Raw genomic sequence first — 15,846 nt, 5'->3', positions numbered from 1 at the left:
AAATAATTTCAACAAAATATTAACCTATTTTTTATCTTTTTACAAAAAATACATAAAAAATGGTTAAAAATTAAACCTAAAATTTATTATTTTGCAAAAATGTCAAAAATATGAGGCTAAAATTAAACTTGATAATTTTAATCTTGAAAAAATATAAAAGTAGTCGAGTGTCGCTGGTGGGGAGTCGATTGACTTATTTTTAGAAAAGAGAGTAGAGAGTATAGAGTAGAGATGAAATGTAAATCACAAAAAAAAGAGTCCACCTTTCGATGAACTCCTTATATATGGGATAAGATATCTCTTCTCTATACTCTCTACTCTATTATATAATAAAAAAGCGAAGCTTTTTTATTCCGCATGCAACCACGCCTTCTTAGCTAACAAAGTCTCTTTATCCTCTTCGTGATCTGGATCTGGTACGCAGCAATCTACTGGGCAAACTGCAGCACATTGTGGCTCCTCGTGGAAACCGGTACATTCCGTACATTTATCAGGAACGATATAATAAAATTCTTCAGAAACGGGTTCAACAGGTGCTTTAGCATCCATGGTAGAACCATCTTCTAATTCAATTTCAGTTAAGGCTGTTCCTCCTGCCCATGTCCATTCTACACCGCCTTCATAAATCGCTGTGTTCGGGCATTCTGGTTCACAGGCCCCACAGTTAATACATTCGTCTGTTATGATAATTGCCATACCAATGTTTTTGTTTGAAGCCGCAATTTACGAACATAAATTTGAATAGTATATAATTTATATGGACTAACAGAAAAATTTTCGACCTTTGCGAGGTAAAATCCTTATTTATATGCCAAAGGCTTCTTTTTTGCAACTTATCTCCTATCTTAAGCAATTCTTCTCTGATGAATCGAATCGAGAAAAAATAGAATTATTTATAGATAAGTCCTTAAATGAGAATCCTTGGTTTTCAGAAACCTTGGTTCGTCATGCAATGCAGGCCATCGAGGAACAGTTTTTTTCTGTTCAAGCTTGGGAAGCATTTTATGAAAATCATCCAGGCCAAGTTGCTACATCAAGAAAGGTGGGGATTGTATTAGCTGGAAATTTGCCAGCTGTCGGATTGCATGATGTATTGATGGTTTTGGCTTCTGGAAATGAAGCCCATTTGAAGTTGAGTTCTCAGGATAAAGCGTTGATGCAACTGTATGTGTTAGCGATGCAGTCATTTGATGCAGCAATTCCAGTGTACATTATTGATCGTTTGCAAGGTATGGATGCCGTCATTGCGACGGGTAGCGATTTCTCAGGTGGTTATTTTGCGCATTACTTTTCAACTATTCCACACATTATACGTAAGAATAGAAGTTCTTTAGCGGTGTTAAAGGGAAATGAAACGGTAGTCGATTTCAAGGGATTAGCGCAGGACATCTTTACGTATTATGGTTTAGGTTGCCGAAACGTTTCTACGCTAGCGGTGCCTATAACGTATGATTTGACCTCATTATTTGACGAATTGACGAAGGAAACTTGGGTGTTAGATCATTCGAAGTATTCGAATAATTTTCAATACCACCGCACTTTGTTCTTACTGAACCAGATTTCGCATTTTGATTTAGGGAATCTGCTTGTGACAGAAAATGATGATTTGGTTTCTCCTGTGGGTGTTTTATATGTTCACCGTTACAGTGATGAGGCGTCTTTGCAGACTTGGATTTCCGAACGCGAGGAGAAGATTCAATGTAAGGTAGGTTTGGAGATTGGTTTTGGCCAAAGTCAACATCCAGCCCTCGATGACTTCGCGGACGGAATCGATACTTATGATTTTTTGATTAATCTTTCATAGATAATAAATAGCCCCCACGCTCCTACTGATCCTACTAGAGCTCCTACGATTACATCTAAAGGGTAATGAGCTCCCAGGTATATTCTGCTGTAAGAAATAAGCGATGCCCATAGCACAAGGGCTAGGCCAGCGAATTTATTCTTAGTCAATAAATAATAGCCCACCGCAATGGCAAAGGCATTCGCCGCATGGGAACTGCAAAATCCATACATCCCCCCACATCCTGCTGGCAAATGAATCCACGATTGGAATTCTTCTACGTGGCAAGGTCTTAGTCGTTTAAACAAGGGCTTTAAAAGACTCGAACTGAACTGATCCGCGAAAACCACCGTGGAAAGTAAATAGATGATAGCTTTCCAGCTGGCTGACTGATAGCGTCTGAATAATGAGTAGATCAATAACCCGTAGAGCGGAATCCAGGTTAGTTTGCCTGAAATGATCTCCATTGGGCCATCAAGCCAAGGCTGATGAGCCTCGTTAATGAACCTAAAAAGATCGGAATCCCAAGCTGGAAACATAGGTTAGAATTTGAATTCTGCTCGAATACGGGCAATAGTTGCTTCGGCGATGGGTTGTACTTTTTGTTCTCCTATCGCTAATTTCTCTTCGATGATTTCTGGATGCGCGATGAAATAATCAAATTTCTCTCTCGCCTCTTTGAAATAGCCTAACATTAATTCGTGAAGGGCTTGCTTTGCATGTCCATAACCATAGCCACCAGCTTCATAATTAGCGCGCATTTCTGCCACCTGAGCTGGAGAGGCCATTAATGAATATAATTTGAAAGTAATATCGTTGTCTGGATTTTTGGGCTCTTCTAAAGGAGTCGTATCGGTCACAATTTTTTTGATCTGCTTCAATAAATCCTTCTCAGGCAAGAAGATATCAATATAGTTGTTCAAGGACTTACTCATTTTAGCTCCGTCTAGACCTGGAATGGTCATGACGTCTTCGTTAATTCGTGCTTCCGGTAATACAAAAATGTCTTTGTTATAACGCTTATTCACGGAATTCGCGATGTCGCGGGTCATTTCGATGTGCTGTCTTTGGTCCTTACCCACCGGAATAAGATGCGCATCATACAAAACGATATCCGCTGCTTGTAAAACGGGATAGGTAAAAAGGCCGGCATTCACATCGGATAATTTATCCGATTTATCCTTGAAACTGTGCGCATTTGCCAGCATTGGGAAGGGTGTGAAGCAATTTAGGTACCACATTAATTCGGTGTGGTAGGCAGCTAATTTGGATTGACGATAGAAGAAATTCTTCTCGGTATCAAAGCCAAAAGCCAACCAAGCAGCCGCTATAGATAAGGTATTCGCTCGAATGCTATCCCCGTCCTTTAAAGAAGTAATGGTATGTAAGTCCGCAATAAATAAAAAGGATTCGTTGCCTGCCTGCTTTGAAAGCTCGACCGCTGGCATGATCGCCCCTAAAATATTTCCTAAATGGGGCTTTCCTGAAGCCTGAATGCCCGTTAATATACGCATAGCTTGATTTAATAATTTATGCAAAAATCAATAAAATAGACCATAACTCCAAAGGATTTGCGCTTGGGCATTCGAGCTAAATTTGCTAAATTCGTTTTTGCAATTTCACTCCTTTTTCGATGTCCCTCTCTCCTAGCCTTTTGGCCTTTTTGCGTGATCTCCGTGTCAATAACACACGGGAATGGTTTGCGGAAAATAAGGCGGTTTATGAGAAAGAGAAAAAAGGTTTTGATGCCTGGACGACTGAATTAATTTCGGAATTTGCTGATTTTGAGAATATGGATGGCGTGTTATTGAAACATTGCTCCTACCGAATATACCGAGATGTCCGCTTCTCTAAAAACAAGGAACCTTATAAGACCTGGTTTTCGGCGAGTTTCTCAGAAGGGGGTCGTAAGTCAGGTTTGATGGACTATTACGTACACATTGAGCCGAATGGGGCCTCTTTTTTAGGCGGTGGCATGTATTCACCCACACCTGAGCAATTAGCGGCCTTTCGTCAGGAAGTGGATTATAATGCAGCTGGTCTACGTAAAATCATCAAGCATCCTACATTTTTGTCGGTTTTTGGGGAAGAAGTAGGTGAAAGTCTAGTAAGAATACCCAAGGGATTTGATTCCGATCATCCGGATGCTGAATTATTAAAGAAGAAACAATTGTTTTTTTGGAAGAAATATACGGACGAACAAGTCAGCGCTCCTGATTTTACGAAACAGTTGATAGCGGATGCGAAGGTATTAAAGCCTTTCTTGGATTTCTTGAATGCTGTATTTTTTGAAAAAGAACCTTTTATAAAAGAATAACCCTCTATGCAGTTTTCGCATTTGCACAATCATTCCCAATTCTCCCTCCTAGATGGTGCGTCTAAGATTTCGTCAATGTTCAAAAAGGCGAAGGAGGATAATATGCCTGCGGTGGCTATTACGGACCACGGGAATATGTTTGGGGTGTTTCAATTTGTGGCAGAAGCGGGTAAGCAAGGGGTGAAACCAATTGTAGGTTGCGAGTTTTATTTGGTTAATGACCGTCACAAGCAGGTATTTACGAAAGATTTAAAGGATAAGCGTTATCATCAATTATTTCTAGCGAAGAATCCGGAGGGATATCAGAATTTAGTGAAACTGTGTTCGCTAGGATTTATGGAGGGTATGTATTCCAAATACCCTCGAATTGACAAAGAACTCGTATTAAAATACCACAAGGGCTTAATCGCGACGACTTGCTGTTTAGGCGCCTCTGTTCCTCAGGCTATTTTACGAGATGGCGAGGAAGCGGCTGAGAAGGAGTTTAAGTGGTGGTTAGATTTGTTTGGCGAGGATTATTATATCGAGGTACAGAATCACTTCATTCCGGAGCAACAGACAGTGAATGAGGTTTTATTGCGCTTTGCGAAGAAGTACAATGTGAAGGTGATTGCGTCGAATGATAGCCATTATTTGGACCAAAAAGACGCCAACGCCCACGATATTCTACTTTGTATCAATACCGGCGAAAAGCAGGCCACTCCTACCTATAAGGATATTGAAGGGGATTTTGACATGAAAGGAAAGCGTTTTGCTTTCTATAATGATCAATTCTATTTCAAGACGACCGAGGAGATGACTAAATTGTGGTCTCACGTTCCTGAAGCTATCGATAATACCAATGAGATCGTGGGAAAGGTGGAGACGCTGAAGCTAGAGAAGGATGTGCTTTTGCCTAATTTTCAGATACCGTCCACTTTCCTAAGTCAGGACGATTACCTGGAACATATCACGATGGAAGGCGCTAAAAAGCGCTATATCGATATTGATCAGGTGGTGGAAGAGCGTTTGCGATTCGAGTTGCACACGATTAGAACTATGGGTTTTGCAGGTTATTTCTTGATTGTGGCTGATTTTATACAAGCTGGACGTGATTTAGGTGTTTATGTGGGGCCAGGTCGTGGTTCTGCCGCGGGTTCAGTAGTTGCCTATTGCCTAGGAATTACGAATATCGATCCAATTAAGTACAATCTCCTTTTTGAGCGTTTCTTAAACCCGGATCGTAAGTCCTTGCCCGATATTGATACGGACTTTGACGATGAGGGTCGCCAAAAAGTTATCGACTATGTCGTAGACAAATATGGTAAGAACCAAGTGGCGCATATCGCTACCTATGGTACCATGGCTGCAAAAATGTCGATTAAGGACGTTTCTAGGGTGTTAGACCTCCCCTTACAAGAATCCAATGCGCTAGCTAAACTCGTTCCGGAGAAACCGAAGATTACGTTAGATCGTATTTTTAATGCGGCCTTGACGGGTGATAAGAGCTTAGCCGATAAAGAAGGTTTGAATTCTGACGAATTAGAACAAGTAAAGGAATTGCGTCGGATTAAGGAGGCAGGCGGTTTACCAGCCACGGTTATTGAGAATGCGCTCGTATTAGAGGGTTCTGTTCGCGGTACCGGTATTCACGCAGCAGGTATTATCATTGCTCCTTCTGATTTGACAGATATTTTACCAGTTGCGACTTCGAAAGATGTTAGTTTATTGATTACCCAGTACGATGGATCTGTCATTGAAAATGCGGGGGTTATTAAGATGGACTTTTTGGGCTTAAAAACCCTCTCTATTTTAAAGGAAGCAGTTCGATTAATTAAGCAGAATCACAACGAGGATATCATTTTAGATGATCTGCCTTTAGATGATAAGACGACTTACGAATTATACCAAAGAGCAGAAACAAACGGAACATTTCAGTTTGAATCGCCAGGGATGCAGAAACACTTGCGTGATCTGAAACCCGATCAGTTCTCGGATTTAATTGCGATGAATGCCTTGTTCCGCCCAGGTCCGATGGTATATATTCCTAATTACATCGCGCGTAAACACGGTCGAGAGAAGATTGAATACGATTTGCCAGAAATGGAGGAGTATTTAAGTGATACCTATGGTATTACGGTCTATCAAGAACAGGTAATGCTTCTTTCTCAGAAACTCGCGAATTTCACGAAGGGTGACGCCGATGTACTTCGTAAGGCGATGGGTAAAAAGGACAAAGCGACCATCGATAAGATGAAGAGCAAGTTCATGGAAGGTGGAGCGACGAATAATCACCCGGAAGATAGGCTGGACAAAATTTGGACAGACTGGGAGGCTTTTGCTCAGTATGCCTTTAACAAATCGCACTCAACTTGCTATGGTTTAGTGGCTTACCAGACGGGTTACTTAAAAGCGAACTACCCTCCTGAGTTTATGGCAGCGGTTCTTTCGAACTCCTTGGGTAACATTGAGAAGATCACTTTCTTTATGGATGAGTGTAAGCGGATGGGACTTAGTTTATTAGTTCCAGATGTAAATGAATCTTCTCGGTCTTTTGCGGTGAATAAGAAAGGCCAAATCCGTTTCGGTCTAGCGGCAATCAAAGGCGTAGGTGAAGCAGCGGTCGATGCCATAGTGGAAGAGCGCATGAAAAATGGTGAATACAAAGATATTTTTGATTTTGTTTCGCGCATAAATATCCGACAGGTCAACAAGAAGAGTTTAGAGTCGCTGGCTTTTGCGGGTGCCTTCGACTGCTTCCCTGAGGTTCAGCGTTCACATTATTTTGCGCTAGATCCACAGGACAATACGAATTTTATTGAGAAAATAGTTCGTTATGCTTCAAAAATGGCAGAATTGAAGGCGCAAGCTACGGCCTCGCTTTTTGGTGAATTAGGTGCTGGAACGGGCAATGACATCGCTCAGCCTCGTATTCCTACATCAGCGCCTTGGTCTGTCATGGAACAGTTGAAGAATGAGAAAGAAGTGGTGGGGGTTTATATTTCAGGTCACCCTTTAGATGATTATAAAACAGAGATTTCGAATTTTTGCAATTCCAATACGGGTCAATTAGAATTAAGGCCGGGCCAAGCACAATCATTTGCTGGGATTGTAACTAAAGTCAATGTCAGAACATCCGCGAATGGTAATCAATTCATGATCTTCACCATTGAAGATTATGCAGGAAATTATGAATTTGCTTTATTCTCTAAGGATTATATTCAGTTTGAGCGGTTTATAGCCTTAGATCGACTATTGTTTATCAACGGTTCTTACCAATTAAAGAATCGTCATATGGACCAAATGGTCTTTAAGATTCAATCCATTGAATTATTGTCTGAAATTTTATCAGATCGAACAAAAGAGATCAAATTACGTTTAGATTTAAATAGACTAAATGCACCTCAATTAGATTTGTTAGAGGAAACTTTAGAGCGAAATAAAGGTGATAAGAAATTGACTATTGAAGTTTTTGATGAACAAGAGAAAATTGGAATGGACTTTTTGTCACGAAAAATGCAGGTTTCCATTACGAAAAGTCTGATTTCTGAGTTACGAGAGCTTGAAAATGTGGCTTTTAAATTAATTTCTTAAATTTATTTATCGGGGAACTAATTGTTCTGCCGGTTTTGTTTTAATTTTGAATTTTATAAAATATATCAAACAATGGGAAAATACGTAGAGGCAACAGATGCTAATTTTCAAGAATTAATCAGCACTGATACACCAGTTTTAGTAGATTTTTGGGCAGAGTGGTGTGGCCCTTGTAAGATGATCGGACCAATCGTAGAGGAGTTAGCAGGAGATGTAGAAGGTCAAGCGATTGTAGCAAAAATGAATGTAGACCAAAATTCAGCGGTACCTGCTTCTTTAGGTATTCGTTCAATTCCAACTTTAATGGTATTTAAGAAAGGTGAAATGGTTGAGCGTTTAGTGGGTGGAAATATCCCTAAGTCCGTTTTAGCGGAGACTTTATTGAAGCACGCTTAATTTTTAGGAGAATAGACTTTATTCATAGCCTGTAACAAGATGTTGCAGGCTATTTTTATTTCTTCTTCTGTGATGGTCAAAGGCGGTGCAATGCGTAGTGAATTATCGCAAAATAAGAACCAGTCGGTAATTAAGCCAGTCAATATACATTCATCAATTACGGCTTTCACGGTTTTAAAGTCTTTCATTTCTACCGCTAGCATAAATCCAATGCCTCGTACTTCCTTGATAATGGGGTGAACTAAGAGGCTGTGGAAAAGCGCGCTTTTTGCTGGAATTTGATCCATTAAATTGTCATCCAATATATAATTCAGGGTTGCTAATGAGGCAGCACAAGAGACTGGATGTCCTCCAAAAGTCGTGATATGGCCTAAAACCGGATCAAAACTCAATGTTCTCATTAACGCTTCATTTGCAAGAAAAGCCCCGATGGGCATTCCGCCCCCCATTCCTTTCGCGGTTAACAGGATATCAGGCACAATTTCCATCGCTTGAAATGCCCAGAAAGTCCCGGTCCTGCCAAAACCTGATTGGATTTCATCAACGATCAATAAAGCCCCAGTTTCGTCGCATCGCTTTCTTAAAGCTTGAAAATAGCCTTTAGAGGCTGTTTTAACGCCCGCTTCCCCTGCTACAATTTCGATAACTACTGCGGCTGTTCGCTTCGTTATTTTAGTCAGATTCCCAATACATCCGTGGTGAATATGGCGAATATCAGGTAATAAGGGGCGAAAGGCATTTTTAAAGTTCTCATCCCCTGCTATCGATAAAGCCCCTTGGCTGGCGCCATGGTAGGCATTAAAGCAAGAAATGAATTCTGTTCTTCCCGTGTATCTTTTTGCTAACTTCATGGCTCCTTCTACTGCCTCTGTCCCTGAATTAGTGAAGTAGACTTGATTTAAGTTGGTTCCCGTGGATTTAACGAGAGCTTCTGCCAGTTTTACTTGTGGGCTTTGAATGTATTCTCCGTAGACCATCAAGTGCATGTAGTTATCTACCTGGTTTTTAATGGCTTTTACTACGGCAGGATTGCAATGACCCACATTAGATACGGCGATTCCGGAGATTAAATCCATGTAGGATTTGCCCTCAGCATCATATAAGTAGACTCCTTCTGCTTTGGTTATTTCCAAAGCCAATGGCGCATCCGAGGTGGGTGCCATAAATTTTTGAAAGAGTTGTCTGTGCGTGAATCCCATTGAGCTCAAAATTACGTTAATTCTTGTTAATCGTAGGCCGTTCATCAAAATATTCAGTTGAATTAATGTCTTTCATGTACTTTTGTTTTATGAAACCACTTTTACTCCTTTTATGTACGTGCATCGGCCTTCATGCCCAAACTTTAAGTGGCACCATACGTTCTAACAAGGGCGAATTGATGCCATTTTCGTCTTTATGGGTGACCGATTTAAATAAGGGAACTTTAGCGAATGAGGAGGGAAAATATGCTATTTCCTTGCCTAAAGGAGATCACGAAGTGGTATTTCGATTTTTAGGTCATACACCTAAGACGCATAAAATTTCTATTTCAGGTGATCAATCTTTAGATGTTGTCTTATCTGAAGAGGCAGTTACTTTACAAGATGTGAATGTGGGAGGTTTGAAGGAAGATCCTGCGATTGGTATGATGCGTCGCATGATTTCGATGGCACCTTTTCATTTAAAAGAGATTGACCGCTATTCTGCTAAAGGGTATGTAAAAGGCGCCGGAAAAATTACATCTATCTCTAAAATTATGAATGCGCTGGTGGGAAAAAAGATGGAGAAAGAGGCTGGCATTAAAGTGGGTTCTACCTATGTTTTAGAAGGAATCAATCAAATAACGTATACCCGACCTAATAAAATTGAAGAAAAAGTTCTTTTAAATCGAAATAACCTTCCATCTGTTTTGCGTAATTCCGGAGCACCTAATTTGCGGATCACCCAAACGAATTTTTATCAACCTAAAGTGTGGGGAGAATTGATTAGCCCGCTTTCACCCTCCGCTTTCTCTTTTTATAAGTTTGCCTATATAGGTAGTTTTCAATTAAATGGTCAAACCGTTTCTAAAATACAGGTTAAGCCTAAAACCGCCTCTGATGATTTGTTTGAGGGAACCTTATCTATCGTGGAAGACACCTGGAGTATTTATTCCTTTAGTTTAGCGTTCCGAAATTCACAGGGCTATTATACCTTTCAGCAACAGAATGCCTTATTCCAAGGTGTTTGGATGCCCATTAATTATGATGTGAATGTAAACTTTGAAGCAATGGGCTTTGGTGCTACTTTTCGATACATAACCCAGGTGAAGGAATATTCTATCAAAGTAAATCCCGCCTTCGTTGTAAAACCAACGATTATTGAAGAGCGATTACACAAAGATTGGGCTAAAGAGATTAATAAAGAGAAAGTCGCTTCTCCTAAATTAGCTTTAGGTAAAGAAGTAACTCGAAAAAAGCTGAAGAAGCTGTTAAAAGAGGTCGATAAAGAAGATAAGAAAGAGACGAAAGAGGAGTTTAAATCAGATTATTCCTTCACGGTTGATTCTACGGCAGGTAAAAAAAAGGAGGAGTTTTGGGAATCAGAAAGACAAGTTCCCTTAACTGAAGCAGAAGTAAAAGGGTATAAAGAAGCGGATAGCTTGTATGTATTAGATGAGAAAAAGCGTTTAAAAGATTCTGTCAACTCTTTACCTCGATTCCGTTACGTGGATATATTTAATGCCAGAACATATACCTATGGTCAGAAAGGATTAGGTGCAAGATTAACGCTTAGTGGGTTTCAATCGGGCTATAATGCTGTCGATGGTTATCATCTTGGTCGTTCCGTTGACTACCGATTCACGTATAACTTAGCAGATTATTGGGGCACTGGGCTAAGTGTTCAACATGCCTTTTCTCGTAAAGCTTGGAATGGTTCAGTGTATGCAGAGCGCAATTGGGATGAAAACCGCAGAAGATTACAAATTGCGGGTGGGTCTATTACACAACAAATTAATTCAACAGAACCTATTTCAGCGAACATCAACTTATTATATGCTCTTTTCTTGTCTCGAAATTATGTGAAAATGTACCAAAAGGATTTCATTAAAGTATTATATGCCGTTCAATTAAGTTCAAAATTGAATTTGAATTCCACCCTAGAGTACCGCACACGATCTTCTTTAGATAATCACGAGGAGAATGGATTCTTTTACAAAGAAAGGCGCTTCGAGTCAAATGGTTTACCTTTTAATAGTAGTTCCCAGCTTTATGGCTCCTTTGTATTACGCTATCAGCCCTTTGCATCATGGAGACGATTTAATGGCGCTAGACGTCTATCTAATGAGGTAGGTCCTACCATTTTAGGTGCTTATGAGCAGGCTTTTGAAGATAATCCTTACAATAAAGTATCCTTGCAGATATTTCAAACGATAACATTGGCAAATTGGGGGTCAGTTAATTACCGTGTTTCTGCAGCTCATTTTATTAATAAACCCACTTTACTACTAGATTATCAGCATTTTAAGGGAAATGAAATCAATATCAGCTCCGGGGATAATAGTTTTTTAGCTCTCCCTTATTATCAACTATCAAATCCGGGTGGTCATTTCAAAGCATTTATATCCTGGGAACCTCGGAAGTTTATACTGACTCAAAATTCAATCTTATCGATGTATGGACTCAAGGAAAAAGTAGGCTATTCCTATTTACATACACGAGTTAATACACAAGTCATTAATTACCAAGAGCTTACTTATGGTTTAACGGGCATAGGTAAAATATTAGGTATTGATTTAGTATATCCGATGGGGAATGTGGTACCTGAAAAGTGGAAAGTTCTAGTCCGATTGCCATTCTAATTGTTTATTTGCACCTTTTTGCCTAAATTGTGCTAAATTTTTTTGATATAATCTAAATTAACCTTTATGAATCAAATTGTTTACTTAGTCCCTGCTTTTGGTTTAGTAGGATTGCTGTATACAGCATGGAAGTTTAACTGGGTGTCTAAACAAGGTGCCGGTAATGAAAAAATGCAGGAATTGGCTGGTTACATAGCAGATGGTGCTATTGCCTTCTTAAAAGCGGAATGGAAAATTTTAACCTATTTCGCGATTCCTACCGCTATTCTTTTAGCTTGGTTAGGATCACAAGAGGGAACACCAGAAAATCCGATTCACTCCTCCCCTTTAATTGCCGTTGCTTTTTTAATCGGTGCAGTTTTTTCTGCTACCGCAGGTTATATTGGTATGATTGTAGCTACTAAAGCGAACGTTCGTACAGCAGAGGCTGCTAGAACTTCTTTAGCTAAAGCTTTGAACGTTTCTTTCACTGGTGGATCCGTGATGGGAATGGGCGTAGCAGGTTTAGCTATCTTGGGTTTAGGTGGTTTATTTATTGCTTTCTACCAAATCTTTGCACAAGGCCAAGCTTTGACTTCCGTAGAGATGAGAACTGCCATCGAGGTATTAGCTGGTTTCTCTTTAGGAGCTGAGTCTATCGCTTTGTTTGCGCGTGTAGGTGGTGGTATTTACACTAAAGCAGCTGACGTAGGTGCTGATTTAGTAGGTAAAGTGGAAGCTGGTATTCCAGAGGATGATGTGCGTAACCCAGCTACAATCGCTGATAACGTAGGAGATAACGTGGGTGACGTGGCTGGTATGGGTGCTGACTTATTTGGTTCTTATGTGGCCACTATTTTAGCAACCATGGTTTTGGGTCAGGAAATCTCTGTAACAGATAATTACGGTGGGTTCTCCCCTGTTTTATTGCCTATGTTAATTGCAGGGGTTGGTTTATTAGCTTCTCTTGTTTCTACGTTCTTTGTGCGTATTTCAAGTGAAACAGCCTCTGTTCAAAACGCATTAAACGTAGGTAACTATGCTTCGATTGCGATTACGTTCGTAACGTCTTACTTCTTAGTGAAGAATATCTTACCAGAATACTTAACCCTTCGTGGTACGACATTCACTTCAATGGATGTGTTTTATTCGATTATCGTAGGTTTAGTAGTCGGTGCTTTAATGTCTATCATTACTGAATATTATACGGCTATGGGCAAGCGTCCGGTTGATTCAATTGTTCAGAAATCAGGCACTGGTCACGCTACTAATATTATTGGTGGTTTAGCGGTAGGTATGGAATCTACGGTATTGCCAATTTTAGTTTTGGCAGCTGGAATTATTGGTTCTTATCACTTTGCAGGAATTTATGGTGTGTCAATCGCTGCTGCAGGTATGATGGCTACGACAGCGATGCAATTAGCTATCGATGCTTTTGGTCCTATCGCGGATAACGCGGGTGGTATTGCAGAAATGGCTCAATTACCTTCTGAAGTTCGTGATCGTACGGACAACTTGGACGCAGTAGGAAATACAACAGCTGCAACTGGTAAAGGTTTTGCGATTGCTTCCGCAGCGTTAACTTCGTTAGCCTTGTTTGCTGCTTTCGTGGGTATTGCTGGTATTAGCCAAATTGATATCTATAAAGCTGATGTATTAGCAGGTTTATTCGTGGGTGGTATGATTCCATTTATCTTCTCTGCCTTGTGCATCTCTGCGGTAGGTAAAGCGGCTATGGAAATGGTGAATGAAGTTCGTCGTCAGTTCCGTGAGATTCCAGGAATTATGGAGTACAAAGCGAAGCCAGAATACGAGAAATGTGTAGCTATCTCTACGGAGGCTTCTATCCGTCAAATGATTCTTCCAGGTGCTATCGCTTTGACAGTTCCAGTTATTGTTGGTTTCACTATGGGACCAGAAGTTCTAGGTGGTGTTTTAGCGGGTGTAACTGTTTCAGGTGTATTGATGGGTATTTTCCAATCTAATGCAGGTGGAGCTTGGGATAACGCGAAGAAATCATTCGAGAAAGGTGTATTGATTGATGGTCAAACCTATAAGAAAGGTTCTGAGCCTCACAAAGCTGCAGTAACGGGAGATACGGTAGGTGATCCATTCAAAGATACATCTGGTCCTTCTATGAACATCTTAATCAAATTGATGTCAATCGTTTCTCTTGTGATTGCTCCTTACATTCACGTAGGTGATAACGATCACGCTTCAATGAAGAAGTTAGAGAAAGCGCCAATCGTTAAGTCGATTGTAGCGAAGAAATAAATGCCAAATTATATTGGCATAAAAAAAGCCCCGCAAATTGCGGGGCTTTTCTTTTATCTATCAATCTGTGGTATCCTTTTTAGAAATTAAGCTGTTAACTTACCTCTTAATGCTCTTGGGATATCGATTGTTGCTACTGGGTTAGACATTGGATTTAAGATCTCACATCCTTCTACCTGTAGTTTATTAACTTTCACTGTTTGACCTAAGTCTAAACCAGAAATATCAACTGTTACGAAATCAGGGATGTTTTCTGCTTGACCACGTAAAGTTACTTTACGTAGTTTTTGCACCATTTTACCCCCTTTGATAACACCTGGAGAATTTCCAATTACTTTAATAGGTACAGCAATCTTGATTGGCTTACCTTTTTGGATTTCTAAGAAGTCTACATGGTAGATCATCTCGTTCACTGGGTGGAACTGTGCATCTTGTAAGATCGCACGGTATTTCGTACCCTCAATGTTTAATTCAACTTCGTACACATCCGCAGAATATAATAATTCACGGAAAAGGATCATTGGAACAGCAAAGTGAACTTGCTCAGAACCACCGTATAAAACACATGGTGCCATCGCTTCGTTACGTAAATCATTTGCGCTCTTCGTACCGAGATTCGCTCTTTTAAACCCTACAATCTCTAATTTTTTCATTTTGTTTTTGTTAATGCTTCTAGTCTTTCGCACAAAGGCTATCCCCTAGAAACGGTTGGAATTAATATTTAATAAATAATGAACTGATAGATTCGTGATCACGGATACGTCCGATGGCCTTGGCAAAAAGCTCAGCTACCGAAAGAATCTTAATTTTGTCACAAGCTTGTTTAGAAGGAATGGTATCCGTCACTAATAATTCTGTTAAAACAGAATTAGAAATGTTTTCATACGCTTTACCTGATAAAACGGGGTGTGTGACAACTGCCCTTACTGAATTTGCACCTTTGTCCATGATTAATTGAGCGGCTTTGCACAAAGTACCTCCGGTGTCAATTAAGTCATCGACTAAGATTACATCTGCTCCTTTTACGTCACCAATTAATTGCATCGAAGCAATTTCATTCGCACGTTTACGGTGCTTATCGCAAATAACCATCTCCGCATTGAAGAATTTAGCCATGTTGCGGGTACGAACAACACCTCCCACATCGGGTGATGCGAAAAGGATGTTCTCTAAATTTAAAGACTTTAAATAAGGTACAAAGATGGCATTTCCTTCCAAGTGGTCTACTGGGAAGTCCATGAATCCTTGAATTTGGCCTGCATGAAGATCAATTGTCATTAAGCGATCAGCTCCAGCTGCAGTCAATAAATTACCAATTAATTTAGCCCCAATACCTACTCGAGGACGATCTTTACGATCTTGACGAGAATACCCAAAGTATGGAATAACAGCCGTTACATAGTGAGCAGATGCACGTCTAGCAGCATCGATCATTAATAATAACTCCATTAAATTATCCGCTGTAGGGAAAGTAGACTGAATAATAAAAACATCGCAACCTCTTACGGATTCGTCAAAACTTGGTGACATTTCACCGTCTGAGAACTTCAAGGTAGTTACAGCGCCTAAATCTTTTCCATAATACTTGGCAATATCCTTTGCTAAGTAATTAGATGCAGAACCAGAAAATATTTTAACTGCGTTAATCGCTGCCATGGGATTGTTAGGGCTTATTTTTTAACAAGGGGCAAAATTAAACAATTT

At 40.0% G+C, this 15,846-nt stretch carries 12 protein-coding genes; 6 read left to right on the top strand and 6 right to left on the bottom strand.

Going from position 1 to position 15,846, the window contains the following annotated elements:
• Positions 1 to 348: 348 nt before the first annotated feature.
• Positions 349 to 696 (bottom strand): 4Fe-4S dicluster domain-containing protein, encoded by a 348-nt coding sequence (locus ACILP5_RS07285; protein WP_395617999.1) that lies wholly within the window; start codon positions 694 to 696, stop codon positions 349 to 351.
• Between the two features lie 112 nt (positions 697 to 808).
• Between ACILP5_RS07285 and ACILP5_RS07280 the strand changes: the two genes are divergently transcribed.
• Complete coding sequence (locus ACILP5_RS07280) at positions 809 to 1,804, top strand: acyl-CoA reductase (RefSeq protein ID WP_395617998.1); 996 nt, start codon at positions 809 to 811, stop codon at positions 1,802 to 1,804.
• On the opposite strand, the gene ACILP5_RS07275 is transcribed toward ACILP5_RS07280, so the two are convergent.
• Together ACILP5_RS07275 and trpS are read right to left on the bottom strand one after the other, a co-directional pair.
• The gene (locus ACILP5_RS07275; protein ID WP_395617997.1) at positions 1,777 to 2,322 is read right to left on the bottom strand and encodes a phosphatase PAP2 family protein; all 546 of its coding nucleotides are present in this window, start codon (positions 2,320 to 2,322) and stop codon (positions 1,777 to 1,779) included. The genes ACILP5_RS07280 and ACILP5_RS07275 overlap by 28 nt on opposite strands.
• A gap of 3 nt (positions 2,323 to 2,325) precedes the next feature.
• Entirely contained in the window at positions 2,326 to 3,297 is a 972-nt protein-coding gene (gene trpS, locus ACILP5_RS07270; RefSeq protein WP_395617996.1) for a tryptophan--tRNA ligase, read from the bottom strand.
• Between the two features lie 119 nt (positions 3,298 to 3,416).
• Here trpS and ACILP5_RS07265 point away from each other — a divergent pair, with 119 nt between their 5' ends.
• The 3 genes from ACILP5_RS07265 to trxA all read left to right on the top strand — a co-directional run bounded on the left by ACILP5_RS07265 (position 3,417) and on the right by trxA (position 8,069).
• Positions 3,417 to 4,100: a DUF2461 domain-containing protein gene (locus ACILP5_RS07265; RefSeq protein ID WP_395617995.1), complete on the top strand. Its 684-nt coding sequence runs from the start codon at positions 3,417 to 3,419 to the stop codon at positions 4,098 to 4,100.
• Between the two features lie 6 nt (positions 4,101 to 4,106).
• Positions 4,107 to 7,673, top strand: a complete 3,567-nt coding sequence (gene dnaE / locus ACILP5_RS07260) for a DNA polymerase III subunit alpha (RefSeq protein ID WP_395617994.1) — start codon at positions 4,107 to 4,109, stop codon at positions 7,671 to 7,673.
• A 72-nt stretch (positions 7,674 to 7,745) separates the two neighbouring features.
• On the top strand, positions 7,746 to 8,069 hold the full coding sequence (gene trxA / locus ACILP5_RS07255) for a thioredoxin (RefSeq protein WP_395617993.1): 324 nt from the start codon (positions 7,746 to 7,748) through the stop codon (positions 8,067 to 8,069).
• On the opposite strand, the gene ACILP5_RS07250 is transcribed toward trxA, so the two are convergent.
• Positions 8,066 to 9,232 carry an aspartate aminotransferase family protein gene (locus ACILP5_RS07250; RefSeq protein WP_395617992.1) on the bottom strand — a complete coding sequence of 389 codons (1,167 nt, stop codon included), beginning with the start codon at positions 9,230 to 9,232 and terminating at the stop codon, positions 8,066 to 8,068. The genes trxA and ACILP5_RS07250 overlap by 4 nt on opposite strands.
• Positions 9,233 to 9,357: 125 nt before the next feature.
• On the opposite strand from ACILP5_RS07250, the gene ACILP5_RS07245 reads away from it, so the two are divergent.
• Together ACILP5_RS07245 and ACILP5_RS07240 are read left to right on the top strand one after the other, a co-directional pair.
• Positions 9,358 to 11,889: a DUF5686 and carboxypeptidase regulatory-like domain-containing protein gene (locus ACILP5_RS07245; protein ID WP_395617991.1), complete on the top strand. Its 2,532-nt coding sequence runs from the start codon at positions 9,358 to 9,360 to the stop codon at positions 11,887 to 11,889.
• Positions 11,890 to 11,955: 66 nt separating this feature from the next.
• Positions 11,956 to 14,142: a sodium-translocating pyrophosphatase gene (locus ACILP5_RS07240; RefSeq protein ID WP_395617990.1), complete on the top strand. Its 2,187-nt coding sequence runs from the start codon at positions 11,956 to 11,958 to the stop codon at positions 14,140 to 14,142.
• 86 nt (positions 14,143 to 14,228) lie between these two features.
• Here the strand turns inward: ACILP5_RS07240 and ACILP5_RS07235 are convergent, their stop codons facing one another.
• Positions 14,229 to 14,795, bottom strand: a complete 567-nt coding sequence (locus ACILP5_RS07235; protein WP_395617989.1) for a 50S ribosomal protein L25/general stress protein Ctc — start codon at positions 14,793 to 14,795, stop codon at positions 14,229 to 14,231.
• Between the two features lie 61 nt (positions 14,796 to 14,856).
• Entirely contained in the window at positions 14,857 to 15,798 is a 942-nt protein-coding gene (locus ACILP5_RS07230) for a ribose-phosphate pyrophosphokinase (protein ID WP_395617988.1), read from the bottom strand.
• Positions 15,799 to 15,846: the final 48 nt, after the last annotated feature.

Source organism: Aquirufa sp. (assembly GCF_044239315.1).
Classification (GTDB): Bacteria; Bacteroidota; Bacteroidia; order Cytophagales; family Spirosomataceae; genus Aquirufa.
This window is presented reverse-complemented; position numbering and strand designations above follow the sequence as displayed.